This window comes from Archangium primigenium (genome assembly GCF_016904885.1).
Classification (GTDB): Bacteria; Myxococcota; Myxococcia; order Myxococcales; family Myxococcaceae; genus Cystobacter; species Cystobacter primigenius.
Genome location: NZ_JADWYI010000001.1, coordinates 8,010,170 through 8,029,692, shown reverse-complemented (window position 1 = coordinate 8,029,692; position 19,523 = coordinate 8,010,170). Strand labels below are relative to the sequence as shown.

Annotated in this window: 21 protein-coding genes; 8 read left to right on the top strand and 13 right to left on the bottom strand. The window is 67.3% G+C overall.

The features are described 5' to 3' along the window. The first annotated feature begins 238 nt into the window (after positions 1–238). On the top strand, positions 239–589 hold the full coding sequence (locus I3V78_RS33035) for a DUF2019 domain-containing protein (protein WP_204496888.1): 351 nt from the start codon (positions 239–241) through the stop codon (positions 587–589). Continuing rightward, positions 586–759, top strand: a complete 174-nt coding sequence (locus I3V78_RS39585) for a DUF6444 domain-containing protein (RefSeq protein WP_338023811.1) — start codon at positions 586–588, stop codon at positions 757–759. Before I3V78_RS33035 ends, I3V78_RS39585 begins: the two co-directional genes overlap by 4 nt. Before the next feature lie 173 nt (positions 760–932). Here I3V78_RS39585 and I3V78_RS33030 read toward each other — a convergent pair whose 3' ends face one another. From I3V78_RS33030 to I3V78_RS33000, 7 genes are all read right to left on the bottom strand, one after another. Continuing rightward, positions 933–1,505, bottom strand: a complete 573-nt coding sequence (locus tag I3V78_RS33030; protein WP_204496976.1) for a hypothetical protein — start codon at positions 1,503–1,505, stop codon at positions 933–935. A 122-nt stretch (positions 1,506–1,627) separates the two neighbouring features. Beyond that, positions 1,628–2,203 (bottom strand): hypothetical protein, encoded by a 576-nt coding sequence (locus tag I3V78_RS33025; protein WP_204496975.1) that lies wholly within the window; start codon positions 2,201–2,203, stop codon positions 1,628–1,630. A 30-nt stretch (positions 2,204–2,233) separates the two neighbouring features. Then, positions 2,234–3,027, bottom strand: a protein-coding gene (locus I3V78_RS33020; protein WP_204485183.1) for an IS5 family transposase whose coding sequence is annotated in 2 segments (ribosomal slippage) — positions 2,234–2,691 and positions 2,691–3,027 — 795 coding nt in all. Because the reading frame shifts where the segments join, the coding sequence is not laid out codon by codon here. Between the two features lie 635 nt (positions 3,028–3,662). Beyond that, a complete protein-coding gene (locus I3V78_RS33015; protein WP_204493918.1) occupies positions 3,663–4,295 on the bottom strand; it encodes a pentapeptide repeat-containing protein in 633 nt (210 codons plus the stop codon). Between the two features lie 11 nt (positions 4,296–4,306). Then, positions 4,307–5,983: a SitA5 family polymorphic toxin gene (gene sitA5 / locus I3V78_RS33010; RefSeq protein WP_204493916.1), complete on the bottom strand. Its 1,677-nt coding sequence runs from the start codon at positions 5,981–5,983 to the stop codon at positions 4,307–4,309. Between the two features lie 183 nt (positions 5,984–6,166). Then, entirely contained in the window at positions 6,167–6,826 is a 660-nt protein-coding gene (locus I3V78_RS33005) for an HNH endonuclease (RefSeq protein WP_204493913.1), read from the bottom strand. A gap of 137 nt (positions 6,827–6,963) precedes the next feature. Next, positions 6,964–7,542, bottom strand: a complete 579-nt coding sequence (locus I3V78_RS33000; RefSeq protein ID WP_204496974.1) for a hypothetical protein — start codon at positions 7,540–7,542, stop codon at positions 6,964–6,966. Positions 7,543–7,612: 70 nt separating this feature from the next. Between I3V78_RS33000 and I3V78_RS32995 the strand changes: the two genes are divergently transcribed. Next, entirely contained in the window at positions 7,613–8,101 is a 489-nt protein-coding gene (locus I3V78_RS32995) for a YqaA family protein (RefSeq protein ID WP_204496887.1), read from the top strand. A gap of 90 nt (positions 8,102–8,191) precedes the next feature. Then, positions 8,192–9,817: an endonuclease/exonuclease/phosphatase family protein gene (locus tag I3V78_RS32990; RefSeq protein WP_204493911.1), complete on the top strand. Its 1,626-nt coding sequence runs from the start codon at positions 8,192–8,194 to the stop codon at positions 9,815–9,817. Between the two features lie 68 nt (positions 9,818–9,885). On the opposite strand, the gene I3V78_RS32985 is transcribed toward I3V78_RS32990, so the two are convergent. Then, the gene (locus tag I3V78_RS32985; protein ID WP_204493909.1) at positions 9,886–11,073 is read right to left on the bottom strand and encodes an AI-2E family transporter; all 1,188 of its coding nucleotides are present in this window, start codon (positions 11,071–11,073) and stop codon (positions 9,886–9,888) included. A 243-nt stretch (positions 11,074–11,316) separates the two neighbouring features. Here I3V78_RS32985 and xdhA point away from each other — a divergent pair, with 243 nt between their 5' ends. Further along, positions 11,317–12,768: a xanthine dehydrogenase small subunit gene (gene xdhA, locus I3V78_RS32980; RefSeq protein ID WP_204493907.1), complete on the top strand. Its 1,452-nt coding sequence runs from the start codon at positions 11,317–11,319 to the stop codon at positions 12,766–12,768. A gap of 5 nt (positions 12,769–12,773) precedes the next feature. Next, positions 12,774–15,155 carry a xanthine dehydrogenase molybdopterin binding subunit gene (gene xdhB / locus I3V78_RS32975; RefSeq protein WP_204493905.1) on the top strand — a complete coding sequence of 794 codons (2,382 nt, stop codon included), beginning with the start codon at positions 12,774–12,776 and terminating at the stop codon, positions 15,153–15,155. Here the strand turns inward: xdhB and I3V78_RS32970 are convergent, their stop codons facing one another. Both I3V78_RS32970 and I3V78_RS32965 read right to left on the bottom strand, forming a co-directional pair. Continuing rightward, on the bottom strand, positions 15,156–15,863 hold the full coding sequence (locus I3V78_RS32970; protein ID WP_204493902.1) for a biliverdin-producing heme oxygenase: 708 nt from the start codon (positions 15,861–15,863) through the stop codon (positions 15,156–15,158). Continuing rightward, positions 15,860–16,090 (bottom strand): hypothetical protein, encoded by a 231-nt coding sequence (locus I3V78_RS32965; RefSeq protein WP_204493900.1) that lies wholly within the window; start codon positions 16,088–16,090, stop codon positions 15,860–15,862. The genes I3V78_RS32970 and I3V78_RS32965 overlap by 4 nt, the downstream gene beginning before the upstream one ends. A gap of 188 nt (positions 16,091–16,278) precedes the next feature. Here I3V78_RS32965 and I3V78_RS32960 point away from each other — a divergent pair, with 188 nt between their 5' ends. Together I3V78_RS32960 and I3V78_RS32955 are read left to right on the top strand one after the other, a co-directional pair. Next, on the top strand, positions 16,279–16,845 hold the full coding sequence (locus I3V78_RS32960) for a GNAT family N-acetyltransferase (RefSeq protein ID WP_204496886.1): 567 nt from the start codon (positions 16,279–16,281) through the stop codon (positions 16,843–16,845). Positions 16,846–16,854: 9 nt separating this feature from the next. Continuing rightward, a complete protein-coding gene (locus tag I3V78_RS32955) occupies positions 16,855–17,646 on the top strand; it encodes a pseudouridine synthase (RefSeq protein ID WP_204493898.1) in 792 nt (263 codons plus the stop codon). A gap of 7 nt (positions 17,647–17,653) precedes the next feature. Here the strand turns inward: I3V78_RS32955 and I3V78_RS32950 are convergent, their stop codons facing one another. The 3 genes from I3V78_RS32950 to I3V78_RS32940 form a co-directional block, all read right to left on the bottom strand. Beyond that, positions 17,654–18,463 carry an aminotransferase class IV gene (locus I3V78_RS32950; RefSeq protein WP_204493895.1) on the bottom strand — a complete coding sequence of 270 codons (810 nt, stop codon included), beginning with the start codon at positions 18,461–18,463 and terminating at the stop codon, positions 17,654–17,656. After that, positions 18,460–18,864: a nucleoside diphosphate kinase regulator gene (rnk, locus tag I3V78_RS32945; protein WP_204493893.1), complete on the bottom strand. Its 405-nt coding sequence runs from the start codon at positions 18,862–18,864 to the stop codon at positions 18,460–18,462. Before rnk ends, I3V78_RS32950 begins: the two co-directional genes overlap by 4 nt. A gap of 74 nt (positions 18,865–18,938) precedes the next feature. Beyond that, on the bottom strand, positions 18,939–19,505 hold the full coding sequence (locus tag I3V78_RS32940; RefSeq protein ID WP_204493891.1) for an RBBP9/YdeN family alpha/beta hydrolase: 567 nt from the start codon (positions 19,503–19,505) through the stop codon (positions 18,939–18,941). Positions 19,506–19,523 lie beyond the last annotated feature (18 nt).

The window sequence follows — 19,523 nt, the reverse complement described above, 5'->3', positions numbered from 1 at the left end:
ATAGTTCTGTACGCTGGTGCCGGGCTCCTGCTGTTCAAGCGGTTTGTCCGGAGGCGTGTGGTGCTGTCTTCTTCCCATTCGAGCGGTTCGAGTTGCGAACTCATCGGGCGAGGCATGCGTGTCGGCTCGCTGTCTTTGACGGTGTTGCTGCTGGTGACGGCGTGTACCACCCAGTCACCTACGGGCGTGGTCCGTCGCGATCCCTCTTTTCCCCGTGACGCCCCTGCTTCTGCTTGAGGTGAACTTGGACCGGCTTGTCGAGGAGTTCGCCGTCAATGTCGCCGCGCAGACGGACTGCATCTGGAATGGGGACTCCAAGAAGGGAAATCGACATGCGAAGCGGTACCTGAGCGCGTTCGACAAGTTGCGTGCGCACGGGGCCGCGGGGCGAGCCGCTCTTGCTGGCTTGTTTGTTCATCCACGTATGGATGTTCGAGTCAAGGCGGCTGCTTACTTACTGCGCTACCGCACGGACGATGCGAAGAAAATCCTGGAAGACGCGGCGAAGCGCGAGGGAATGATCCCCTTCATCGCCGCCCAGGTGTTGAGGAATTGGGAGGAGGGTGTTTGGAATCTCGATCCAGAGTGACGGCCCAGGTGAAAGCACTCACGGCGCGGGTGGCGGAATGGGAGGCACGCCTGCGCCAGGATTCGAGCAATTCCTCGAGGCCGCCGTCCTTGGCTGGGCCCGGGACGAAGCGTCAGCCGACCGGGGGCCGTCGGCCTGGCGGCCAATTCGGACATAAGCAGAGCACGTGAGCGTTGCTGCCGCCCGTGCAGGTACGGCGCGGCGTGGAGGTGGTGTCCGAGGAATGTCGGGGTTGCCAGGACGGCTGGAGGGACAGGACAGCGCACCTCGCCGGCACCAGAGTGGAGACGACTTCTTGCACCAAGCAGCCCAATCGGCGTTTCGTGGGTGGGACGCTTGGCCACTACGGAATGTTGTGGGACTCGTTGGTGAAGAGCGTGTGGAAGAGGGTCGTCTCGTGTGGTTCCAGCAAGCCAGCGTAAAGGGCCACGGGCGTGTTCGCCAATTCAGGAGGAATGACCTCGAAACCAAACGTTTTCTCGATGCTCTTGGTCATGACCTGGACTGGCTCTGCCATGATGGGTGGCGGCTGTCCAAAATTCGCGCTGAAGTTTTGTCGGACACCGTCAATGTAGTCCCACTGCACGCCGTACACGAAGTAGACAGGCGCCAACAGGCTCACGCAGCCGACCACATCCCAATTGGACCTGGCGGTCCATGACGCTCTTGGCTGGTAGACGATGCACCGGGGGCCACCATCCATGGATGGGTAGGTTTCCCCGATGATATGGGAGGGGAGCGCTCTGCTCAGTTCGTACCGGAAAGCGTGCCAAGGGGCTCTGTTCTGGATCCACTTCTTCCATGCGCTGTCGAGCCGTTTCGCTTCAGGCGTCAGCCCTGTCGTGAACATGAAGGCGTTGGTCGAATCATAGTGTTTCTGGACGATGGAGATCAGGTCTTCCTTGGAAGGGGGCACGGATGATCCAGACGGCTAGAGTTTGGATGAGGGGATGCCGAATACGGCCGACTTGGCCATGAGATCAGAGTACGCACTGACGCATGAGCCCGGAATGGCTGTTCTAAGCCGCAATGCAAACACTACGGAATGGTCTCAGGTTCGTCGGTGAAGAGCGCGTGGAAGAGAGTGGTTTTTAGAGGCGCCAGGTTACCCACGAAGAGCTGCACGGGCGTGTCCGCGACCGCACGAGGAATCGAGCTGGCTCCAAAAGAGGTCTCGATCGTTCGGGCAATGATTTTGGCGGGCAAGCTCATGTGCGGAGGGGGCGTTTCGAAGCTGACTTTATACCTTCGCACTTTGGTTTGACGCTCGCGCTCTAATCCATAAATAAAGTAGACAGGCGCCAATAAACTCAGGCATCCCACGACAGTCCAATCTGAAGAATGTGTGCGCAAGTCATCTGGTGGATAGATGATGCATCGAGGCCCGCCATCGTGCGAGGAGTACGTCTCTCCGATCACATGCTCTGGGAGCTTGCTTCCTAGTTCGTCCCGGAACGCTAACCAGGGGTCCATGTGTGCAATCCACTGCGTCCACAGCGCCTGACGTCGGCTTGTCTCTGGACTTGTCTCCAGCCTGAAATGAAAATTGTTGTTGGAGTCATAGTAGTTTTGAACGACACTGATTAGCTCTTCCGCTGAAGGAGCGAGGGGCATGGATGTTCCGATAGTCAGGGCTTAGAGAGCCTAACTCAACCGCCGGACGAGGATGAGGCAACAGGCGAGCTGGAGGAAGGCGAAGTGGATGTCGTCGCGCACTTCGTAGCGGATGACGAGGCGGCGGAAGAACTTCAACCAGGCGAAGGTCCGTTCCACCACCCACCGGTGGCGACCCAGGCGAGTGGAGGACTCCACGCCCCGGCGAGCAATTCTCGGTTGGATGTGCCGCTGACGAAGACCCTGGCGCACACGCGGATAATCGTAACCCTTGTCCGCGTGCAATTTACCGGGCCGCCTGCGCGACGCGCCCCGCGGCGACTTCACGCGAGGAATCTCGTCCACGAGCGGCAGCGCCTCGCGACTGTCATGCGTGTTGGCTGGAGTGAGCGACTCGGCCAGCGGCAGGCCCGCTCCGTCGGTCACCAGGTGGTGCTTGCTGCCCGGACGCCCTCGGTCCGTCGGGTTGGGGCCGGTGAGTAGACCCCCCTTTTTGCCGGCACCGACGTGGAGTCGATGGCGGCTCGTTTCCAGTCAATCAGCTCCTGGCCTCCCAACTCCGCCTCCAGCAGTCGCTGGAGGCGTTCCCACACTCCCGCTTCGGCCCAGTCGCGTAGGCGTCGCCAGCACGTCATGCCGCACACGCCGAACACCTCGGCGGGCAGCGACTCCCAGGGGATGTTGACCTTGAGGACGAAGATGATGCCGCGCAGCGCGAGCCGGTCCTCCTTCCAGGGCCGTCCGCCCTTGGGTTGCGGAGGATGGACGGGCAGCAGGTCCTTCACTCGGACCCACAGGGCGTCCGGCAGCAGTTCTCGGGTCATACCTCCAAGGTGGTTACGCCCGGGCTACTCCGCAAGGTAAGTTAGGCTCTCTTAGGTGCGGAAACGCCGAATACAACTGGTTTTGCTTGAGGGTCGCAGTTTGCTTTGACTTTCGAGCCCACGATGGCGGCATTGAGCATCACCCTGTATGTATCGCGGATGGCCGTACAGAGCGTATAGAATGGCGGAGGTGGAGGTTCGGTGAGCGTTGATAGAACTGCATAGGCGGTCTCATTGGCGCGGTCTGCCGAGACTCTTTGGGCAAGGAGAAGGGAGATGGGGCCATCTTTGTTTTCCAGCGGCATCTCGACCCCAAATATGCAGGTATATGCTTCCTTGGTGCTGCCGTTGTTGAGTCGTGCGTGAACGCAGGCCACCCGCCTGGGCCCGGTTTCTTTTGAGTCACAGTCGTCGTGAACTGAAAATGTGGCGGTTGGATTTTCCCTGTTACCGATGCTACGCACCCCAGGGGTAGGAAGAGCAGCATCGGAAGTGCAGTTGGTCGGACACTCCATTTTTTGATGATGGCTGCACGGCTCGATTGCTCGCGTGAGGTGTCCGCGGCGGCCCTTCTTCTCACGATGAGTAGAGTCATCTCTTTGGCGGGGAACAAACGAGCCAGAGGAGCTGGCTGGTCAGTAGATGATGCCGTCGAACCTCTCAATGACTGCTTTGATGTCTTCGGGTGTGGTCTCCACCAAGTCTGCGGCCGACGGAGCGTAGTAGGTCAATGCCGTTGTTCTGGGTGGATGCTTGGGAAGCATGTTCCTGATGAGTCCACCCATGGGACCAGGCCACCTGAGCTCTTGGAGAACAGCGGATTGTCCAATGGGGTCCAGGATGGTGAAGCAGGGCCACTTGGGGAACCGGATGCTCTTGGGATCCGCTCCCATGAGGCGACAAGCATCGAGGCGGGCCTCGGTGAAGTCACAGTCCTCGATAGATCCGTGCTGGTACCACGGCAGGTCCATGTACTCGGGCCAGTGCCCGAAATCACATCCCGTCAGGTTTCCTTTGAACCGACAGCCCCTCAAGGAAGCCGCCAGCCAACCCTGGTAGTTCTTCAGTTCCTGTTTCACCTCGAAAGTGCAGTCGATGAAACGGGCTTGCTTGATGCTCAGATGTCGAGAGGGGATTTTCAAGACGAGGGTGCAGTTCGTCAGCGTCAAGTCTGGTCCGAGGATGTAATTGGCGTCCCTGCTCGTCAGTTCCAATCGCTCGTTTTCGATTTTCTGACCTCCGAAGACGATATTACCGAGCGAATCCATCTCAGGCCCTTTCAAAAGGTGAGCATCCGGAAGAACTCGCCCGCCATGCGTCGGCCGTGTCGCGCCAGATTCGATGCTGTACCGGAGAGAATCTCGTAGCGGATGCCTGTCGCGGGGTCAACCACATCAACGCTCTTGCTCAGGCTGAAATCGTAAAGGCGTTCGAACCGCGCTTTCACCTGCATTTGCACATAACGTCCTCGGGCTTCTCGCTCAAGCAGTCGGGACAGCCAATAGGCTCCTTTCATCTCGGCTTTTTGCATGGCGGCGAGTTCTCCAGCCGAGAGCTTGTCGGGCCCCCAATTCTTCGCGGCCTGGGTGACCGCTTCTTGGAGCGCGTCACCTGCCCTGTCCTGGGTGGGAATGTCCGCGACGGATTTGTCCCGGGGCAGGTGCCAGCGTTGGCCATCGCTGAGTTCTACCTGTCGGTTGCCTCCCCGGTGGCGAAGGACGGTTTCGGTGGCGCGTCCACCGGGGGCCTGGGTGGTGGCGGAACTCGTCCTCGTCTTGCTCATGACCACGGCGATAGGCCCCTGCGGAGACACGACCACTACTTCCACCGCCGCAAGGGCTTGGGCCAGTGCACCCTGTGTCGTTACTACTGCCTCCGTAGCCTCTGCTCTTGCGAGGGCAGCCGTTCCTCCCTGGGCCTCGAATTGTGCTCCTGCGAGGTTGAAGCTCGGCAGGGCTTTGAACCGTGGCAGCGCCTGTCCGAGGGTGTGTCCACTGAGCGCGGTGACCGCGAGAATCATGACCCTGGCTGCGTTCTGTCCTAACGCCTTTCCGAATCGTTCTCCGGCCGCGCGCAGCTCCTCGAACGTGGTGGCCTGGTGGGCCGTTTCGGCCAATCGTGCCCACCCACTCATGAGTCCGTACATCGTGTCGATGCCCAGATAGCCGATAAGAAGTACAGTCAGGGTTGCCGCCAATGCCTTGGTCGTCGGCTCGGGTACCACCCACATCATGCAGTAGAGCGCCACGGTCCAGACGATCATGGACACCAACGCCCGGGTGCTGAGGAGTTCGGCCGTGATCGCATCGTGCGTTTCGGTGAGCACCCCGCTCAAGGCGAAGGCCAAGGCCAGGGTTCTGCGGTCATCCGTGCGCAAGAATGGATCGTCATCCAACAATCCCAGGCAATCACCGCCTCCTTGGTTCGCGCACCATCGAATGTACTTCTCCTTGAGGGCGGCCTCGGCTTGCGGAACGAGGGCGGCGGCGTCCTCCTGGCGCACGGGAAAGAAGGTGTATCCCTGGCCTCTGTACTGCTCCAGCTTCCAGTCTCCGCTGGCGGCGACAGTGGTCTCGTGTTGCGCCGTTTCCATGATGCTGAGCAACTGCTGGGCGGCCTGCCGTGGCATCATCTGCTTTGATGGGCGCATGTCGCGGACAATCCGCTGGAGCGCCTGCTGGAATTCTCCTCTGCCCATAGCGACTGGGCGAGTTGCAGTGACACTGGGCTCCATGAAATCCACGACGTATACGGTCGTGGATTTCAGGGTGGGCCTCGCTGCGGGCCCCACAGTCGTTCTGGAGGCGAGCGGGGGCTTGCGAGTCGTGCGAACACCGCCTCGTGGCGTGCGTATTGAACAGGCTGCTTGGATGACGAGGAAGAGAAGGAACCAGATTCCCAGCAAGGCGCGCGGTGATGCGTCACGTGGACGAGGACTGGCACGATGGGGGGGCACAGCGTTTCTCCAGATGCGACATCGCCTCTTCTCGAGGGGGCATTCATCAAGACGATTCCCGATCTACAGGGCTGAATGTAACTGCAAGCCTGCGCCACGGGGGGGACGGGATTTACAGGTTCAAGCCAGCGGAGATGGTGGGACTCGGTCCGGCATTGTTTCTCTGAATGCCTGGCATGAGATTTATTCGCTCGGGTCTGTGCGAAAGATCTCGGTGCGGTGGAAGAGAAGGTACTTCTGTTGCGCTGAATTGAATGTCCCTACGTTGGATGGCTCGTCGGTGTTCACTCCCATTGCTCGCAGTATGTCCCGAGAGATCGCTTGAGATACCAGCAGATTCCCATTGTCCTCGAAAGAAATGTACCCTCTGTCGAAAAGAAAATCGATATTGGGCGTCAAGAGAAGTCCATTGTTGCCATCCAGTCGTTCTTGATTGTCGCTGTCCCGCCAGGGTTTGATGTGGCTCGCAATAAGGAAGCCTAGACGGCGGACCCCCGTGAGTCGACACGCCTTTTCCACCTTCGACACGTTCTCGCGGAAGACGCCCTGCCCAATGCGCGCCTTCACAAGCGACTCCCTCACTGTTTCTGGTAGGGTCGCCTGGGTACGGATTTGACGTTCAATTTGTTCTTCTTTCTGTTCCTGGCGGATCTCCTCGGCTGCCCAGCTCTCGTCAGCTGTCTTCTTGGGCCAGAGGTGAGGCGATTTCACCCCGTTGACGCTGACCTGGATGAATGTGGCCTGCTTGTCTGCTGTAACTCTCAGTTTGATAAATTTTTTGCTTCTTCGCGAATAGACATGTCCAGAGCGTGTGATCTCATAATCCAACTCGTACCCAATCATGGGAACCCTCTTCCGGGTGAGGATGTCGGGAGGTAGTTGGGTCTTCTCTTGGCGGTCCGCGCCGCGCCGCTCGTTGCTGCGTTGCCTCTTGTTCGGTCTTCTGCCCATGGTGTTTTTATGCGTGGTGCTTGAAGGCGCTAGGGGATGACTTCTGGATCGCTCGTGAACAACGCATGGAAGAGCGTTGCTTCCGAGGGTTCTCTTCCGCCAACAAAGAGCGGGGCCGATGCCTGTGCGTCCTCTGGGGAGAGTGGCGTGGCTCCGAATGTGGCCTCGATCTTCCTGGCGAGCACCTGCGCGGGGGACTGCATGCTGATAGGCGCGTGCGTGATGGCGGCTGCTCGGTCCTGACGTGAACCGTTACCCATGTGCGTACGCTCCACGCCGTAGACGGCGTAGACGGGGGCCAGAAGGCTCACGCAACCGACGACTACCCAGTGCGCTTCCGGTGAACGGGCGGGCTTGGGCAGGTAGAGCATGCAGCGGAGGCCGCCGTCGCTCGTGGAGAGCGTGTCGCCCACGATGAACCCGGGGAGGGCTCGTTCGACTTCATCGAGGAAGTCGTTCCACGGCGTCATGTCCTCCAATCTCTTCGCCCACACCGCATGGAGTCGTTGCGTTTCGGGACCGACCACGGGCGTGTAGAGGGCTTCACCGCTCGAGGCGTAGAAGTTCTGGACGATGGCGAGCAGCTCTTCCTTCGAGGGGCGTGTCATGGCGCCGATTTCCGTTCTCCAGGACGGAGGTTATCTGGAACCCTGCGCCCCGGAGGACCGACGACCCGTGCTGCCGGACGCCACCACACTCGCGACTTGGGGACTGCCCGGGCTCTTCCTGGTGGCGATGGTGGCCGGCTCCATCCTCGCCGCGCCCTCCGAGGCCGTCCTCGCCGCGCTCGTCTACGGCGGCGTGTCGCCCGCCTCCGCCGTGGGCGTGGCCACCGCGGGCAATGTGCTGGGCTCGCTCTCCGTCTACCTCCTGGGCCGCTGGGTCTCGCGGGGCGGGGGCGGTCCCCTGGGCCGCTGGCTCCAGCGTCGCATCGATCAAGAGGGGCCCCGCCTGGCCCGCGCTCGCGCCCGGTTGGCGACGTGGGGCGCGCCTTGTCTCCTGCTCGCCTGGCTTCCGGTCGTTGGGGACGTGTTCGTGCTCGCCGCGGGCCTCGTGGGCGTGCGCTGGGGGCCTTTCCTGGGCTTCGTCTCCCTCGGAAAGGGCCTGCGCTACCTCGTGGTCGCGCTGTCGGCCCTCGCGGTGCGTCATACTGGAATTTCACCGTGAGGCTGCGAGACGGGAAGGGGGCTCCTGGACTAAGGAGAGGGGAGCGGTTCCTCCCTCCAATGCCCGTTCCGGCGGGCAGGACGTCTCTCGATGCCCCAGCCTTTCTCCGCTCGCCCCTCGCTTCGCGGGTTGCTCCTTCCGCTGCTCGCCCTGGCCCTCGCCGCCTGCGGAGACGGCGCCGTTTCCGCCCAGGAGGCGTCCGAGTCGGGTCTGTCCGCTCGGAGGGGTGCGCTCGCTCCGGTGCGGGTGCGGCTCATGGCGGCCAACATCTCCAGCGGCAACAACCAGAGCTATGACCCGGGCCACGGTACCCGCATCTTCCAGGGCACCAAGCCGGACATCGTGATGATCCAGGAGTTCAACTACGGCTCCAACTCCGCCTCGGACATCCGCTCCTTCGTCGACACGGCGTTTGGCCCGGGCTTCCACTACTACCGCGAGACGGGCGCGCAGATCCCCAACGGCGTCATCAGCCGCTACCCCATCCTCGAGTCCGGTGAGTGGACCGACTCGGAGGTCGGCAACCGGGACTTCGCCTGGGCGCGCATCGACATCCCCGGGCCCAAGGATCTCTGGGTGGTGAGCGTGCACCTGCTCACCCGGAGCGCCGGGGTGCGCAACACCGAGGCGACCAACCTCGTCAACTACATCAAGGGCAAGGTGCCCGCGGGCGACTACCTGTCCATCGGCGGTGACTTCAACTCGGACAGCCGCAGCGAGGCGCTCTTCTCCACGTTCTCCTCGCTGGTGTCCATCGCGAGCCCCTACCCGGCGGACAAGAACAACAACGTCAACACCAACGCCAACCGCAACAAGCCTTACGATCACGTGCTGGTGAGCAACAACCTGCGCGCCTTCCAGACGCCGACCGTGATGGGTGGCAGCACCTTCACGGGCGGCCTGGTGCTGGACACGCGCGTGTACTCGCCCATCTCGGAGATCTCCCCGGCGCAGAGCGGCGACAGCGGCTCCACCAACATGCAGCACATGGCCATCATCAAGGACTTCCTCATCGAGGACGACGGCTCCACGCCCGTGCCCTCGGGCCGGGTGACGGTGGTGTCGCCCAACGGCGGGGAGTCCTGGACGGTGGGCTCCAGCCGGGCCATCACCTGGACGTCGAGCGACGTCACGAACGTGAAGCTGGAGTACACGGCGGACGGGAGCACCTGGAGCGTCATCGCCGCCAGCACGCCGGCCAGCGCGGGCAGCTACACCTGGACCGTGCCCAACACGGTGACCACGACGGCGAAGGTGCGGGTGAGCGACGCCGGGTCCGCGACCGTCTCGGACACGAGCGACGCCGTGTTCGCCATCACGGCCACCACGACTCCGCCGGACTCGTCGACGCCCATTTCCCAGGAGACCGAGTCCAACGGCACGCCGGCGACCGCCAATGGCCGGGTGGCGGCCAACAAGGACGTGAGCGGCGCCATCTCCAGCCTCACGGACGTGGACTGGTTCAAGTTCGTGGTGACCAGCGCCGGGCCCGTGAAGGTGAAGCTGTCCATGCCCGACATGGACAACCTGGACTGGTACGTCTACACGGCCGAGGACACCGTGCTGTTCACCGCGCGGGGCTACAGCGCCAGCAACCCCGAGGTGGGCACCTTCACGGCCGAGGCCCCCGGCACCTACTACGTGAAGGTGGTGGGCTACGCGGGGGCCATGAGCTCCTACGTGCTCAACGTGAGCGGCGCCGGCGTCCAGCCCTGAGCCCGTGACACACGACGGCGGCCCGGTTGCACGAGGCAACCGGGCCCGCCCGCGTCAGTGGCTGTCCGTCAGTGGCTGTCGTTGGGCGACTGGCCGGGAATGATGAGCTCGGACGTGTCGTTCCGGGGCGGCTCGCGGGGCGCGGAGGCGAGGCTGGTGGGCGGAGGCCGCGCGCTGTCGGGCACGATGAGCGGCTGGGTGCGCCGGTCCCCGTAGTCGCGCTCATAGATGCGCACCACGGCGAGGAAGAAGGCGAGGATGAGCGGCCCGAGCAGCAGGCCGATGGCGCCGAACACCGCCAGGCCGCCGAGCAGCGAGAAGAAGACGAGCGCGCCGTGCATGTTCATGCCGCGCTTGGCCAGGATGGGCTTGACGACGTTGTCGGACAGGCCCACCACGATGATGCCCCAGGCGGCCAGGAAGATGGCGAAGCCCATGTGGCCCGTGGCGAGCAGCAGCAGGGCCGCGACGAGGCACACCGCCGCGCCGCCGATGGCGGGGATGAGCGCGAAGAGGAAGGTGATGGCCGTGAAGAACAGCGGCACCGGCACCCGCGCGATGAAGTAGCCGACCATGGCCACCAGCGCCTGCACGCCCGCGGTGAGCACGGAGGACGTGAGGACCGACTTGGTGACGTCCCGGAACTCGATGAGCAGCTCCGTCGTCTGGCCGCGCCGCAGGGGCGACACGCGCTCGAGCCAGCCCACGAGCTGGCCGCCGTCCACGAGCAGGAAGTAGAGGGCGATCATCATCATCGTGGCCTGCAGGGCCATGGTGCCCGTGGCCATGAGCATGCCGCCCACCGTCTGGGCCGCCACGGCGCCCTGGCTCGACACGTGCTCCTGCACCGTCTGCCACACGTTGGCGCTGCCGCTCTGCACGCTCTCCATGACGCGCTCGGCGTGACCCCGGAGCGAGCCGGGCACGTAGCGCAGGAGGCCCTCCAGGCCCTTCTGGTTCACCACGGTGGAGATGAACTCCACGCCTCGGGACACCTCGGAGACGATGAAGGCGGTGAGCGCGGTGATGGGCGCGAGCAGCGCGAGGATGATGCCCACGCAGATGGTGCCCGCGGCCACGGCCCGCCGGCCCCGGAAGCGGCGCGTCAGCCAGCCCTGCAGGCCCTGGAAGGCGCCCGCGAGCACCGCCGCGAGGAAGAAGGCCTCGAAGAAGGGGAACGCGACGACGAACACCAGGGCGAGCGACAGCAGGATGAGCCCGATGAATACACGTTGAGCACCTTTTTCAGTGGCCATGGTCCCCACAATGGGAATGGTCCTCGTCAAGCGGTAGGGGCACGGGCCGTCCGGTGGCCCGCCACGCCCGCCCGCCCAGGACCCGGGTTCATGGGCTTCCGAGGCACGCGAGCCCATGGACTGGCCCGAGTGTCGGATGTCGGGCATTGATGGGGCGGGGGTGCTCGGACGCACCGCCGGGCGGGGGCCGTAGTAGGCTCGCGCCCCCGGCGGCTCCCTTCGGAGCCCGGCCGGAGGAGGCCCATGGAACGCCTGCGCTTCTTCTTGAACGACCGGCCCGTCGAGGAGACGGGGCTCGCGCCCACCACCACGCTCTTGCGCTACCTGCGCGACCGCGCCCACCTGACCGGGACCAAGGAGGGCTGCGCCGAGGGCGACTGCGGCGCCTGCTCGGTCGCCGTGTTGGAGCAGGACGCCCAGGGGGCCGCCTCGCTGCGCTCGGTGAATGCCTGCCTGCTGCTGTTGCCCATGGTGCAGGGCAAGCGGGTCTACACGGTGGAGGCCCTGAAGGAGAACGGCCGCTGGCATGTCGTCCAGGAGTCGCTGGCGCGCGGGCTGGGCTCGCAGTGCGGCTACTGCACTCCGGGTGTGGCCATGTCGATGCTGGAGGCCTGTCACCGCCGGGACCTGGACGAGCCCTGGAAGCTGGACGCCCAGATGTGCGGCAACCTCTGCCGCTGCACGGGCTACCGGCCCATCCGCGAGGCCGCGCGCGAGGTGGCGGGGCTGTGTCCGCCGGACCGCTTCGCCCGCGCGCTCGCGGAGACGCGGCCGGAGTCCATGGACCTGGCCTACACGGCCGGGGCCCAGCGCTACTTCACGCCGGGCTCGCTGGACGCGCTCTGGGACGTGCTGGACGCGCACCCCACGGCCCGCTTCGTGGTGGGGGGCACGGATCTGTCGCTGGAGGTGACCAAGCGCTACGCCGAGCCGCCGCTGCTGGTGTCGCTCGAGGCCGTGGCCGACCTGCGGGTGCTGGCCCCCCGGGAGGGCGGCCACCGCCTGGGCGCCACGGCGCGGCTGACGGACGTGGAGGACTACGCGCGGGGCGCCTGTCCGCCCCTGGAGCGCATGCTGCGCTACTTCGGCTCGCGGCAGATCAAGAACCGCGCGACGGTGGGCGGCAACCTGTGCACCGCCTCGCCCATTGGGGACCTGGCACCGGTGCTGCTCGCGCTCGGGGCGTCGGTGGTGCTGCGCTCGCGGGGCGGGGAGCGGCGGCTGCCCCTGGAGGACTTCTTCGTGGGCTACCGGCGCACGGCGCGGGCCGCGGACGAGGTGCTCGCGTACGTGGACCTCCCCGCGCAGCCGGAGGCGGCGCGCGCCCTGGCTTACAAGGTGTCCAAGCGGCGCGAGGCGGACATCAGCAGCGTGTCGGCCGGCTTCCGGGTGGTGGTGGACGGGCAGGGGCGGGTGAGCGAGGCGCGGCTGGCGTATGGCGGCATGGCGGCCACGCCCGCGCGCGCCCTGAAAACCGAGGCGGCGCTGGTGGGCCAGCCGTGGACGGAGGCCACCGTGGAGGCCGCGCTGCCCCGGCTCGCGGAGGACTTCCAGCCCCTGTCGGACCACCGGGGCTCGGCCTGGTTCCGGGCGCAGCTCGCCCAGAACCTCCTGAGGGGCTTCTTCCATGAAACGCTCGAGACGCCCCGGCCGCGACTGGCCGAGCGTCACACGGGCTCGGTGCAGGTGAGGTGATCGACATGAGCCCGCTGCCTTCCTCCGCTTCGCTGTCCGAGGCTCCGCCCGCGCCCGGCGCCGTGCCCGTCCGCTCGCCCCTGCACGTCTCGTCGCCGCACGAGAGTGGCCTCAAGCACACCAGTGGCGAGGCCCTCTACGTGGACGACCTGCCCGCGCCCCGCGACCTGGTGACGGGCCACATCGTCACCTCGCCGCACGCCCATGCGCGCCTGGGGCGGGTGGATGTCACGCGGGCCCGTGCGCTGCCCGGCGTGCTCGCGGTGTTGAGCGCCCAGGACATCCCTGGCCACAACCAGGTGGGCCCGGTCATCCATGACGAGCCCCTGCTGGCCGAGGGCGAGGTGCACTTCGTCGGACAGGCGGTGGCGCTGGTGCTCGCCGAGTCCGCGGACGTGGCCCGCCGCGCCGCGGCCCTGGTGGACGTGGAGTACACGCCCCTGCCCGCGCTGCTGACCATTCCGGCGGCGGTGGCGGCCGGGGCCTTCCTGTCCGATCCCCACGTCATCCGTCAGGGGGACGCGGAGGCGGCGCTCGCGGCGGCCCCGGTGCGCGTGTCCGGCGAGTGCGCGACGGGCGCCCAGGACCACTTCTACCTGGAGACGCAGGTGTCGCTCGCGGCGCCGGGCGAGGACGGCACGGTGCACGTGTGGTGCTCCACCCAGCACCCCACCGAGGTGCAGACGCTGGTGGCCGAGGTGCTGGGCCTCGGGCGCAACGGCGTGGTGGTGGAGGTGCCGCGCATGGGCGGTGGCTTCGGCGGCAAGGAGACGCAGGCCGCGCCCTTCGCGTGCCTCGCGGCCCTGGGCGCGCGCGCCACCGGGCGGCCCGTGAAGGTGTGGCTCAACCGCGATCAGGACATGGCGAGCACCGGCAAGCGCCACCCCTTCTGGGGCCGCTACGACGCGGGCCTGGACGCCGAGGGACGGCTGCTCGCGCTCAAGGTGGAGCTGGTGTCCGACGGCGGCTGGAGCACGGACCTGTCCCGCGCGATTCTCGACCGGGCGCTCTTCCACCTGGACAACGCGTACTTCATCCCGGCCCTGCACTTCACCGGCCGGGTGGCGCGCACGAACCTGCCCTCCAACACGGCCTTCCGGGGCTTCGGTGGCCCGCAGGGCATGTTCGTGATGGAGGAGATGCTCAACCACGCGGCCGAGCGGCTCGGGTTGGATCCGGCCGTGCTGCGCGAGCGCAACTACTACGGCGAGGCGCCGCGCCACACGACGCCCTATGGCCAGCCCGTGGTGGGCAACCGCCTGCCGCGCATCCACGCGGAGCTCCTGGCCTCCAGCGACTACGTGCGCCGCCGCGCGGAGATCGAGGCCTTCAACGCCGCGTCCCGGTGGACCAAGCGCGGCATCGGCCTGCAGCCAGTGAAGTTCGGCATCTCCTTCACCACGAGCTTCCTCAACCAGGCCGGCGCGCTGGTGATGCTGTACACGGACGGCAGCGTGCAGCTCAACCACGGTGGCACGGAGATGGGCCAGGGCCTGCACACGAAGATGCGGGCCGTGTGCGCGCACGAGCTGGGCGTGCCCGTCGAGCGCGTGCGCGTCATGCACACCGCCACGGACAAGGTGCCCAACACCTCGGCGACGGCGGCCTCCAGCGGCTCGGACCTCAACGGCCAGGCGGTGAAGCAGGCGTGTGAGGTGCTGCGCGAGCGCCTGGCGCCCGTGGCCCTGGGCCTGTTGGAGCTCAATGGCCGCGACGAGGCGCTGGCCCGGGGCGTCGTCTTCGCCGCGGGGGAGATCTCCCACCCCGCGCGGCCCGAGCGCACGCTGCGCTTCGCCGAGGTGGTGCACGCCGCCTACCTCGCGCAGCTGTCCCTGTCCGCCACCGGCTACTACCGCACGCCCGACATCACGTACGACCGGGACACGGGACGCGGCAAGCCCTTCCACTACTACGCCTTCGGGGCCGCGGTGGTGGAGGTGGAGCTCAGCGGCCTCACCGGCGAGCACCGCGTGCGCCGCGTGGACGTGCTCCACGACGTGGGCACCTCGCTGGTGCCCAGCATCGACGTGGGACAGGTGGAGGGCGGCTTCGTGCAGGGCCTGGGCTGGCTCACCTGCGAGGAGGTGCTGTTCGACGGCCAGGGCCGGCTCATCACCCACTCGCCGGACACGTACAAGATTCCCTCGGTGGGTGACGTCCCCGAGGACTTCCGCGTGGCCCTGCTGGAGCGCGCGCCCCAGGACAACGCCATCCACGGCAGCAAGGCGGTGGGCGAGCCTCCCTTCATGCTCGCCATTGGCGCGGTGACGGCGCTGCGGCATGCCGTCTCCGCCTTTGGCACGCCGGGCGCGCCGGTGACGCTCGCCTCGCCCGCCACGCCCGAGGCCCTGCTGCGCGCGGTGGAGACGGCGCGGACGGGCCGTTAGTCAGGCGCCGAACGCCCCGCGCAGGGGCATCAGCCGCCCCCACACGCTCGCGGCCAACGCGCGCTCCTCGCGGGTGGAGGGCAGGCCCCGGCCCAGCAGCTCGTAGAGGCCGAACAGGCCCTTCACCGCGTGCCGTGCCTCGTGCACCAGCGCGTCCCGTTCCCGCTCACCCAGGACCATCTGATCCAGGGTGTCCAGCAGGTGCGCGCGGTAGGCGGTGCCATCCAGGTGCGTGGCGTGGCGCAGGTACGACGTGCCCGACGCCCCTCGCAACCCGAGCGTCCGGCTCATCCCCGCGCCCGACTGGCCCGCGCCCGGCAGCTCCGTCGCGTAGAGCACCCACGCGTGCGCGGCGAGCAGCGCGGGCGTGGTGTCACACAAGAGGCCCAGCCGCTCGACATACGCGGCCACGTCCTGCCGCCGCGCGCTCGCGTGCCAGCCGGGGCCCAGCAGGCTCCGCAGGTCGTCCTGGAGCAGCTCGTTGCACCACAGCTCGGGCAGGCACAGCGGGCCCACCCCCGGGTGCCGCCGGTTCCACAAGAGCGCCCACTCCAGCTCGGCGTAGAGCGCCTGCAGGCTCGACAACAGGCGCGCGTAGCCGCCCCGGTCCAGCGCTCCCCGCGCGAGCCGGCGCGCCAGGGCGGTGCCCCTCACGGCGCGGGCCTCCTCGGTGGTGGCCTGGCGCAATTGCTCCGTCAGCGGGCTCATTGCTTCCACTCCCCGCCCTGGTCCTCCCGCGCGAGTGGCTGGGGCCTGCCCTCGGACAGCGCCCGCAGCGCGTCGCCCACCGTGTGCCAGGCCGCGTGCAGCGAGTCCTCGTCCAGGCGGATCGTCACGGGTCCCATGCTCAAGTGGATGTGGCCGCACGAGCAGCGCGCCACTTCCGCGCTGGGACCCCGGGCCAGGATGGTTCGGTGGCAGGTGGGCAGGGACATGGGGTTCTCCTCGTCGCGACGGCTTGGTGATTTTGATTATTAATTTCAAAATCAAGATGCACCACCGGGCGGGGTGAGTCAATGGGACGGCGCGCGGAATGTGCGGTCGGCTTCTCTCGCGGGGGGCCATCTGTCAGCCTGTGGGCGCCTGTCCCCGCGCGTCGGGGAGGGGGGAGGTCCGGTCCGTGATGTCATCCGCCCCGCCGTTACTCACGCCCCGGCTGCAGCTGCGCGACTTCGTGGAGGAGGACTGGCGCGCCACCACGCGCTACGAGTCGGACCCCGAGGTGGTGCGCTACGGCAGCCACGGCGTGCGCACGCCCGAGGAGAGCCGGGAGTACATCCTCCGGGTCGCGGAGCTGTCGCGGCCACTGCCTCGGCGCGTCTATGACCTGGCCATGGTGCGGCGCGAGGACGGGCGGCTCATCGGCCGCTGTGGCATGCGCGTCACGGACGTGCCGTCACGCGAGGGGACGCTCTGGTACATCCTCGAGCGTCCCTCCTGGGGCCAGGGCTACGCCTCCGAGGCGGCCCAGGCCGTCATGGACTTCAGCTTCGGCACGCTCGGGTTGCATCGCATGTACGCGGACTGCGACCCGCGCAACCCGGGCTCCTACCGGGTGATGGAGAAGCTGGGCATGCGGCGCGAGGCGCACTTCCGCGAGAACGCGCTCATCCGGGGCGAGTGGTGTGACTCGTACATCTACGCGCAGCTCGAGCACGAGTGGCGGGCGCGCGGACGCGGGCGCGGGTAGCCTCCAGGCATGGGGAGGACGCCGAAGACACCGAGGTGGTTGGAGGCCGCGCGCCGACGTCAGGCGCCGGTGCCGGAGGGCGAGCGCGCGGAGTGGTTGGCGCGGGCCCTGGGCCGGGCGGGGGTGCTGCCGCGCCTCGACGCCGAGCGGGCCATCCAGGAGGGGCGGGTGGAGGTGGACGGGCGCGTGGAGCGCGATCCCTTCGCGCCGGTGCGCGCGGCGAGCGGGGTGCGGCTGGAGGGGCAACCGCTCTCGCTGACGTCCGAGGTGCTGACCGTCATGTTCCACAAGCCCGCCGGCCTCGTGGTGCACGGGCACGATCCCGAGGGCCTCGGCACCGTCTTCGAGCGGCTGCGCGCCGTGCTGCCCGAGGCGCTGCGCGGCTACGAGTGGTACGCCGTGGGCCGCCTGGATCGCGACACCACGGGCCTGCTGCTCTTCACCAACGAGGAGCGGCTGGTGGCGCACGCGACCTCGCCCGTCACGCACCTGGCCAAGCGCTACGTGGCGGACGTGGAGGGCCTGCCCACGGAGGCGGCCCTCCAGCGACTGCGCGAGGGCGTGGTGCTGGAGGACGGACCGACCCGGCCCGCCGAGGCGCGCGCGCGCGGACCCCAGCGCGTGGAATTGGTGCTCACCGAGGGCCGCCACCACCAGGTGAAGCGGATGCTGGCGGCGGTGGGGCATCCCGTGCTCGCGCTGCACCGGGAGGCCGTGGGCACGGTGTCCCTGGACGTACCCGAGGGCGGGTGGCGGCGGCTCACGGACGCCGAGGTGGAGACGGGGCTCGGCTTTCGCTGAGGGGGGCTCAGGTCTCCTGGCGGGCCCGGGCTTCCACGCGGGCGCGAAGCCCCTGGGCCAGTCGGGTGCTGTGGGGCAGGGTCTGGCCGAGCAACCGGGACACGGGCTGGGCGAGGCCCACGGAGTTGGTGAGGACGCAGCCCTGGAGCCGCGCCCGCTGCTCCACGGGAAGCGCGCGCTCCTCGAGGGGAAGCCCCTCCCAGGGACCCGCCTCCACCACCACCGCGCGGATGATGCCCGGCAGACAGGGCGCCTCCACCGGAGGCGTCACCACGGCGTCCTCCAGGAGGAAGAAGAGGTTGCCGTTGGGCGCCTCGCACCACTCGCCGTGCTCGTTGGCGAAGACCGTTCCCCGGCCCAGGTGGCTGTACTGGCGCAGGTACGACACGCTCTTATGGGTCGCCAGGGGATCGCCCCGCCGGTAGCCGCGCGATTCGAGCTGGTCGAGGACGAGCCCCTCCGGGACGGGAGCGGGCCGGTGCCGGAAGGTCAGCAGGAGCTGGCCATCCCCGGCGACGAGCTTGCCCACGCCGGTGAAGCGCGGGCCCATGTCCTCCACCGCGAGGCAGCGGCGCAGGGCGTCGAGCACGGCCTCGGGTTCGAGCAGGGGGGCGGGGGGCGCGCGCACGGTGTCCGCGTAGGCGGCGAGGCTCGTCCGCAGCCGGGCGAGGTGCCGTGCGAGGAACCAGGGCGTGCCTTCCTCGATGAGGAAGGTCTCGAAGAAGCCCGCGCCGAAGAAGAAGGACTGGAGGAAGTCGCCGAGGCGCAGCTCCTGCATCCGCCGCACCTCGCCATTCACCGCGACCGTATCAATCAATGGGTCTCGCCCGCCGCCTGGGGTTGGTAGGTGACCGAGAGGATGCGCAGACGCTTGGACTTTCCTCCAGGCTGCTGCCACTCGATCTCCTGCCCCACGGACAGGCCCAGCAGTGCCGCGCCCACGGGCGCCAGGACGGAGATGCGTCCCTGCTCCAGCGAGGCATCCTGGGGGTAGGAGAGCGTCACCTCACGCGACTCCCGCGTCTCCTCGTCCCGATACACGACCCGGCTGTTCATGGTGACGACGTCGGGGGGCAGCTCCCGGGCCTCCACCACCTCGGCGCGCAGCAGCTCCGCGTCGAGGGCCTCGGCGACGTCCCCGGAGGTGGTGTCGACCAGGGTGCGCAGCCGCTCCATGTCCGTCGTCGTGACCACGATTCTCGGCTCGGGCGTGCTCATGGTGCTTCAAACCTTCGCCCCGAGGGTCTGGAGGTCAACCTTCCCCACCCCTCGGGGCTCGCTGGCCCGCCTGCTCAGCGGGCGTCTCCGAAGTGCCGCCGCAGGGCGTCCAGGACCGCGGGCTCGTGCGTGCCGTTGAAATGCTTTGCCCCGGGGACGAGCTGCACCTGGGCGCCCAGCCGTTCCTCCCAGAGTCGGGCGTTCTCGCGGAAGTCCGAGGTGAAGGGATCGTTGTCGGAGAGCAGCACGACGACCCGGCCCGCGGCTGCGCGGATCCGCTCCAGGTCCAGCATCCGGTCCGTCCAGGGCCGCAGGCTGTCCCAGGGGTTGTCCACGCTCCACCAGGCGGCCACCAGCAGCACGCCCTCCACCTGGCTGCCCGGCGGGAGCGTCTCCAGGTAGCGCAGCACGGTCTGGCACCCCACGCTGTGGCCCATCACCACGGAGCCGGGGGCGGGCGCGCTCCCCAGGGCCTGGGCGAGCGCGGGAACCCAGGTCTCCGGCCGCGGCTGTTTCGGGTCGGGCATCTCCAGGGCGCGCAGGGAGTCGAAGCCGGCGGGCTTCTCCTGGAGCAGCCACGGGTAGAAGTCCGAGTCGGCATGGCCGGCCCAGCGGGGGACGATGGTCAGGGAGCGCGTCATGGTGCTCCGGGACATAGC

Excerpts from the sequence above, each read along its gene's own strand:
- xdhA (WP_204493907.1), top strand. The coding sequence starts at position 11,317 with ATGGAACGCCTGCGCTTCTTCTTGAACGACCGGCCCGTCGAGGAGACG.
- I3V78_RS32940 (WP_204493891.1), bottom strand. The coding sequence starts at position 19,505 with ATGACGCGCTCCCTGACCATCGTCCCCCGCTGGGCCGGCCATGCCGAC.
- I3V78_RS32965 (WP_204493900.1), bottom strand. The coding sequence starts at position 16,090 with ATGTCCCTGCCCACCTGCCACCGAACCATCCTGGCCCGGGGTCCCAGC.
- I3V78_RS32985 (WP_204493909.1), bottom strand. The coding sequence starts at position 11,073 with ATGGCCACTGAAAAAGGTGCTCAACGTGTATTCATCGGGCTCATCCTG.
- I3V78_RS33000 (WP_204496974.1), bottom strand. The coding sequence starts at position 7,542 with ATGACACGCCCCTCGAAGGAAGAGCTGCTCGCCATCGTCCAGAACTTC.
- I3V78_RS32955 (WP_204493898.1), top strand. The coding sequence starts at position 16,855 with ATGGGGAGGACGCCGAAGACACCGAGGTGGTTGGAGGCCGCGCGCCGA.
- rnk (WP_204493893.1), bottom strand. The coding sequence starts at position 18,864 with ATGAGCACGCCCGAGCCGAGAATCGTGGTCACGACGACGGACATGGAG.
- I3V78_RS33025 (WP_204496975.1), bottom strand. The coding sequence starts at position 2,203 with ATGCCCCTCGCTCCTTCAGCGGAAGAGCTAATCAGTGTCGTTCAAAAC.
- I3V78_RS32990 (WP_204493911.1), top strand. The coding sequence starts at position 8,192 with ATGCCCCAGCCTTTCTCCGCTCGCCCCTCGCTTCGCGGGTTGCTCCTT.
- I3V78_RS33005 (WP_204493913.1), bottom strand. The coding sequence starts at position 6,826 with ATGATTGGGTACGAGTTGGATTATGAGATCACACGCTCTGGACATGTC.
- I3V78_RS32970 (WP_204493902.1), bottom strand. The coding sequence starts at position 15,863 with ATGAGCCCGCTGACGGAGCAATTGCGCCAGGCCACCACCGAGGAGGCC.
- xdhB (WP_204493905.1), top strand. The coding sequence starts at position 12,774 with ATGAGCCCGCTGCCTTCCTCCGCTTCGCTGTCCGAGGCTCCGCCCGCG.
- I3V78_RS32960 (WP_204496886.1), top strand. The coding sequence starts at position 16,279 with ATGTCATCCGCCCCGCCGTTACTCACGCCCCGGCTGCAGCTGCGCGAC.
- I3V78_RS33015 (WP_204493918.1), bottom strand. The coding sequence starts at position 4,295 with ATGGATTCGCTCGGTAATATCGTCTTCGGAGGTCAGAAAATCGAAAAC.